Annotated in this window: 6 protein-coding genes and 1 pseudogene; 3 read left to right on the top strand and 4 right to left on the bottom strand. The window is 61.5% G+C overall.

Annotation, left to right across the window (positions count from 1 at the left end):
• Positions 1-267 precede the first annotated feature (267 nt).
• A complete protein-coding gene (locus tag AC066S_RS38350) occupies positions 268-552 on the top strand; it encodes a hypothetical protein (RefSeq protein ID WP_126262071.1) in 285 nt (94 codons plus the stop codon).
• A gap of 4 nt (positions 553-556) precedes the next feature.
• Complete coding sequence (locus AC066S_RS38345) at positions 557-1,165, top strand: hypothetical protein (protein ID WP_126262072.1); 609 nt, start codon at positions 557-559, stop codon at positions 1,163-1,165.
• Here the strand turns inward: AC066S_RS38345 and AC066S_RS38340 are convergent.
• The 4 genes from AC066S_RS38340 to istA form a co-directional block, all read right to left on the bottom strand.
• Complete coding sequence (locus AC066S_RS38340) at positions 1,134-1,661, bottom strand: DUF6538 domain-containing protein (RefSeq protein ID WP_205680572.1); 528 nt, start codon at positions 1,659-1,661, stop codon at positions 1,134-1,136. The genes AC066S_RS38345 and AC066S_RS38340 overlap by 32 nt on opposite strands.
• A gap of 358 nt (positions 1,662-2,019) precedes the next feature.
• The gene (locus AC066S_RS38335; protein WP_126262073.1) at positions 2,020-2,694 is read right to left on the bottom strand and encodes a class I SAM-dependent methyltransferase; all 675 of its coding nucleotides are present in this window, start codon (positions 2,692-2,694) and stop codon (positions 2,020-2,022) included.
• 117 nt (positions 2,695-2,811) lie between these two features.
• The gene (locus AC066S_RS38330; protein WP_126262074.1) at positions 2,812-3,126 is read right to left on the bottom strand and encodes a hypothetical protein; all 315 of its coding nucleotides are present in this window, start codon (positions 3,124-3,126) and stop codon (positions 2,812-2,814) included.
• Between the two features lie 442 nt (positions 3,127-3,568).
• Positions 3,569-4,201, bottom strand: coding sequence for an IS21 family transposase (gene istA, locus AC066S_RS38325; RefSeq protein WP_205680573.1), 633 nt, complete (start codon positions 4,199-4,201; stop codon positions 3,569-3,571).
• 714 nt (positions 4,202-4,915) lie between these two features.
• Here istA and AC066S_RS38320 point away from each other — a divergent pair.
• Positions 4,916-5,176 (top strand): annotated as a pseudogene (locus AC066S_RS38320) (transposase); the annotation flags it as partial.
• Positions 5,177-5,845 lie beyond the last annotated feature (669 nt).

The raw sequence follows: 5,845 nt of genomic DNA, 5'->3' as shown, positions 1-5,845 counted from the left end.
ACCCGCCTCCTGCTCCCGCAAAATCCCGATGATCTGTTCTTCCGTGAACCGACTTGGCTTCATGGTCCATCTCCTCAGAGGTGACGGACTCTACCCATTCTTGGAGGAGTTTGCGGGGCTCAGACCACCATGGCCAGACGTTCCGGCTGCCCTTGATAGCATTTCGGATGGGTGGGCGCTGTCCGAAAGAAAAGGCGACCGCGAGGCGACGCGACGCCGACTGACGTGCTCGTCCTATCGGGAGCCGGCCGCAATCTTCCGATCGAGATGAAACGTCATTTTCACCCGGACGTATGGACTGCCGCCGCGACGCAGTTGCAGCACTACGCTTCCGATCCGGGGGCCGACGGAATGGGAATCTACCTCGTGTTCTGGTTCGGGAATAGCGTCAAATCGACCGCAGTCCGTCCGGATGGGCGAGGCAGGCCGAATTCGGCAGAAGAAATGGAGGCGATGTTGATCGAAGATCTGGATGCCGATTTGGTCGACCGCACCGATGTGATCGTGTTCGACGTGTCGAATCCAGCAGCGAAGATGACGAAGGCCGGCTAACCGCGTGGCGGAGAACGCTGGTGGAGTTGACAAGCTCGGCAACGCCAAGACCGCCTATGATGCCACGAGCCGTGCCGTTGCCGACGTCCAGCGGGAGCTTGGTGACGCTGCGAAACGCGTAAACAGCCCCTCCATGGAGGCCGCTAACGCCATTGAAGCCGTCAAGCGCGGTGACGTGCTCAGCGACAGGGACCTTGCGGCCATCGACGCCGAAGGCAACGGCCCGCTGTCATCCTTGGTCCGCCAAGCCACGGCTCTGAGCAAGCTCACAGACATGGGGAATTATGACGAGAGCGCTGGGACATTCGTTGGTGGTACGCACCAGACGGCAAAGAAGCTCATCAGCCCCTTCGCCAAGCGCGTGGGCGAACTCGGTGCTTTCGCCGGTGCGGGGGCAATCGGCAGCGGCGGTGTTGGCTTCGATACCGTAGCCTCTCATGTCCCTGCTGCGCTCGAAGGGCTTGCCGGTGCTGTAGCGGCCTACAAGGGCCTTAAGGCGCTCGACAAGGGGCTTGGTCTTGCATCGCCTGCCAAGACCTTCGCTGACAAGTTCGGAGACGGCAGCGGTAACGTCCGCGTGCCTATTCACCAGCCCAAGCGAGATAGCGCTTGATGGCGGCCTCGTGTTGCGCCTTCGTTTGCTCTGTGCCCTCGCAGATGGTCAGCCACGTCGGGTAGTGGTCGCGGATGAGCGTCGCTTTGCCGGTCGCGAGACTGCGGAACAGCCGCTCCGCTTCGGGGCCTTGAGCCTCCAAGAGCGCTTCAGCCTCTTGGTTCACCACGTCGAGCAGTTCGCTGGCTGCACGGCTCTCCTGATCCCCGTGTTCCAAATACTCGTTATCGGAGGTCGCAAACGCTTCACGGAAAGCGATGGCTGCGCCAATCGCGGCGGCGAGCGGGTCAGCTTGCCCCTTCTCATACATCTTGATGCGGCGCTTAAACTCAGCAACGTGGCTGTGCTTAAGCCGGTTCGCCTCCGTGAGGCTTTCGGTGCCCAGCGACTTCACAAAGCGAGGCTTGCCGTTGGCGGCTTGCCGAAGGGGCTTGGGTATCTCTACGACCACCCGCCACGTGTTGCCCTTCTTCTGAAGATATTTGGTGTCTGCCATCAAACCATACCCGAAAACCACACCTTGCTATCCAGCTAAAGCCTGATAAACAAGGGATTATTGGTCTTCAGGTGCTTTTGGTGGAGGTTCCCACTATCTCAACCACCGTCTGGTATCGGAGCCCCCGGCTCGCCCCACTAGACGACAGCGTCATCAGGTTGCCAGTCAGCTGGATGCCATTGCCCTGTACGCCGTCCGCGCTTCCTGCTGTGGGATCTGGACGACCCGATCAGCGCGTGGCAACTTCGTGAAGCCGCGCTCGAACGCGGCGAACTCGATGCCGCCTTCGATCTGGTGGTGCTTGCGCTGTTGCGCGCCTGAGTTCCTCGAGACCACGACTGACGCCGCGCAACGCAACTTACAGAGAATCCGGCGATATGGTCCAAACCGCCGTATGCTTGATCTCGGCATCCTCTAGGTCGCGGGTCACCGGTACGCGATAGTCGGTGAGTCGGACAAGTTTTGCCTTCGGAAGGAAAGAGCGCCCGGGGTCGCCGATCAAGATGGTCGCGCCGGCCCGCGCATGGTTGGCCAGAAATGCGAAGGTACGCGCCGCGGTGTTGCGCTCATAGAAAATGTCGCCCGCGAGGATGGTCTGCCATCGGTCATTTGGTTGAGTATCCAGCATGTCCTTGCCGCACGACGTGAGGTGGACTTGGTTGACCTCCGCATTGAGTTCGGCCGCCGCGATCGCGAAGGCGTCGATGTCGGACACGGTCACCCCGACCGCGCCGGCCTTCATCGCCGCGATGCCGACGAGTCCAGAGCCGGAAGCGATGTCGAGCACGCGCCGGTCTCGCACGGTATCGGGATGATCGAGCACGTAGCGCGCCAGCGCTTGGCCGCCCGCCCAGGCGAAGGCCCAGAAGGGCGGGGGAAGGCCGGCCTCGTTAAGCTCGTTCTCCGTCTGCTGCCAGAGCGGCAACGATTCATCGGCGAGGAAGACCGCAATTTCCGGCACCAGCGGCACAGGCCGCAGCCGGGTGTTGGCTCGGATGAAGGATCGCGGGTCGGCAATGGTCGTGGCTGTCAAGGCGGGCCGTCGCTGTCTGCGTCCCCTGATGACTAGCACGAACCGTCTCGCGCCGCGAAGGCGGAGGTAGAGCGGCTGCGTCTCGGGTCTCGCCAAGCATGCTTCGTCCCTGGGCCGTCAGGCGGCCGTGCGCCGGGCCGCCCTTTCGGCCTTGTCCGCGGCGATCTGCTGCGGCGAGCGCCGCGTCCGCTTGAGAGGCGCCGGCGGCCGATTCAAGGCCGGGACCTTGAACCTCGGGAACAGGGCCAATTCCTTCGCGAGTACAGGCACCTTTCGTTTGCCGTACCGCGCACCGGTCCCGCTCTTGCTTTCGTGGCCGCACATGTAGTCGCACAACTCCGGCTTCATCTTCGTGCCGCGCACGATCTCGCGCCAGAGGTGGCGCCAGCCGTGATTGGGCTGCACGCCCGTGATCTTGAGCGTATCGCGCACCCATCCGCATCATCTTCGCGCTCAACACGCCGCCCAAGAACCACTGGATCATTCGTCGTTTCTTCGACCTGGACCCCACACCACTTGCCCGGGCTTTTTCATTCCGAAACTGAAGAAGGGCAGCAACGCCATCTACATCCCTGGCACGTACCGCAACAACTTGCCGAATATCGATCCCGCAACAGCGAAGCGCTACGAGAAATACCGAGAGACCAATCTTGCCTATTGCTGGCAGATGATTGAGGGACTGTGCCCTGAAGTCCTCATGGGAGGTATCTATTCAGGTTGGAAGGTCGTTGACGAAGTGCCGTATGAGGCGCGGCTTATGGGATACGGTTTGGACTTTGGCTTGATCCGGACCCGGCCGCCATCGTTGCAATCTACTGGCACAACGGTGGCTTCCCGCCGCAGCACTTATGGGAGGAGGCGATCAGCCGCCTTTCTATCCGGTTACGCGCTTGCCACGGAGGAAGATCTCGAGGGTCTTTTGGGTGATGCGCGCCTCGACCTCCTGATGTACGAGGCTATAGGGAACGCTGTAGTAATGCTTGGCGATCTCGATGTGATAATCGAAGTTGACCCGGCAGCGCTTCCATTCGGCGTACTCGTAGGGCTCATCCGGCAAGGGGGTGAGTGCCGGACGATCGAGCTCCTCGAACAGTTCGCGCCGACTTCGCCCCCAGCTCCGGAGAGGTCGATCGTTCAGCTCGCCAAGGAGCGCGTGGATGGCCTCGTTGAGGGCGATGAGCGAGAAGAAGTGGCGGTTGCGCAGGCGCGCCAGAATCCATCGCCCGACGATTTGGACTCCGACTTCGACCTTGGCTTTGTCGCGCGGATGATACGGCCGCGCCGGAACGATGGCGGTGCGGTAATGGCGGGCGAGATCGGCATAGGTCCGGTTGACCATCGGCTCGTGAAAGCAGGCCCGGGTGATGCCGGCCTTCAAATTGTCGCTCACCGTCTGCCGGGCCACGCCGCCGAAATAGGCAAATGCCCGAACGTGCGAGGCGATCCAGTCCGGCAGGCTCTGGCTGAGGCTGGCTTCGGCGTAGGTGTAGTTCGAGGCGCCGAGCACGGCGACGAAAGATCTGCGTGCTGCGCACCTCACCGGAGAGCCCGTCAACCACCTCCATGGTGTGGCCGGAATAGTCGACGAACAGCTTCTCGCCGGCGATATGAACTTGACGCAGGGTCGGCTTGAGGCGACCGGCCCATTCCCTGTAGCGCTCGCAGAACCACGCATAGCCGAAGCTGTCGGAGTTTGCGTCGCAATACTCCTCCCACAACAGCATCAGCGTGACGTTCCGGCGCCGCAGCTCGCGATGCACGAGCGTCCAATCCGGCTGCGGACGCTCCTCGCTGGGGCGATCGGAGGGCGGCGGATACAAGCGGCACTTGAGCTGGACGTCGTCATCCAGCTCCTTTTGGCAACGGCCAGGTCAGACCGGCGCGGCGGGCTCGGTTGACGTACTTGCTACCGTACCCTGGGCCAGGCCCAGGCTGCGGGCAACGGCGCGTTGCGACATGCCGACGCTGTAGTGCAGGCGTAGAACTTCGCGAATGTGGCGCATGGACAGTCTCTCTGTCGGCATCTCGATCCTCTGCTGTTGAGCAAAAGACCGAGCTACCCCGGTTGCAGACTGTCAGCGGTGCGCGCCTCCTGGTTGTCCCCCGATCATGATCGCTGGAAATAGCGATCACGATCAGCTGGAAACGGTGATCACGATGCTCTGGAATGGGTGATCACGATGGCCTGGAATCCGTGATCACGATCGGCTGGAACACGCACGCAGACCGCGGCTACGACTCCAACTGGTTCCGTGCGGCCCTGAAGGCCAAAGGCATGGAAGCCTGCATCCCGCCGACCAGAAGCCGCAAGCAGCCGCTCGCCTACGACAAAGGCCTCTATCGCTCCCGGCACAAGATCGAAAATCTATTCGCCAAACTCAAGGATTGGCGACGCATCGCCACCCGCTACGACCGATGCGCTCACACCTTCTTCTCGGCGATCTGCATCGCAGCCTCAGTCGCCTTCTATCTCAATCAATGAGTCCTGAGCCTAACTAAGCCTCTGGTCCCAAAATCGGGGTCCATTTCAGCGCGCCCGCGCTGCTTCTTCTCTTGAGGCTCAGAGGAGCACCGCTAAACTTCTCTATCTTTCGCCTTAGGGGAGCGCCGCGCGTCAACGATGCGGAGCAGGTGGAAGGTTGCCCCATCATATCTTCGCCGAGACCGCTTGTGAGGGCAACGGCCTATGTGCGCTCACCAACGCGATTAAGTCCGAAGTAGTCTTCCTCTCAATCCGACGTGCAGGCGCCCCATCCGTCACCAACGCGCCGCAGTCCTGGATGCGAGCGGCGATGCTGCTACTAGGCTGGGCGACTGGTCAGCTTCCAGAGAGCAACCTGCTAGTTTTGAGAGCTAGAAATAGGTCGGGCTGAGAAATAACTGGAGGCAGATCCGCGAACAGCATCAAACGGGGTTACGAAATGGATCGAGTCCATGGTGCGCTCCAAGCGGCGACATTGAGCGCCGATGCTATACTACACGCCGCTCAGCAACCTGAAACGATAGGACAGGGGGCGTGTGAACTGAGCTGGCCCCGGTTGTCTGAACAGAATATCCGCGTCGATAAGTGGAGCCTCTGCCGGGGTTAGGCTGCCGTGCGGAGCGGCAGCGGGGTGAAGTAGGCTTGATCCGGTGTGCTGCCGTCAAGGCT

This window comes from Bradyrhizobium sp. CFUWI (genome assembly GCF_056429085.1).
This window is presented reverse-complemented; position numbering and strand designations above follow the sequence as displayed.

Excerpts from the sequence above, each read along its gene's own strand:
- AC066S_RS38340 (WP_205680572.1), bottom strand. The coding sequence starts at position 1,661 with ATGGCAGACACCAAATATCTTCAGAAGAAGGGCAACACGTGGCGGGTG.
- AC066S_RS38350 (WP_126262071.1), top strand. The coding sequence starts at position 268 with ATGAAACGTCATTTTCACCCGGACGTATGGACTGCCGCCGCGACGCAG.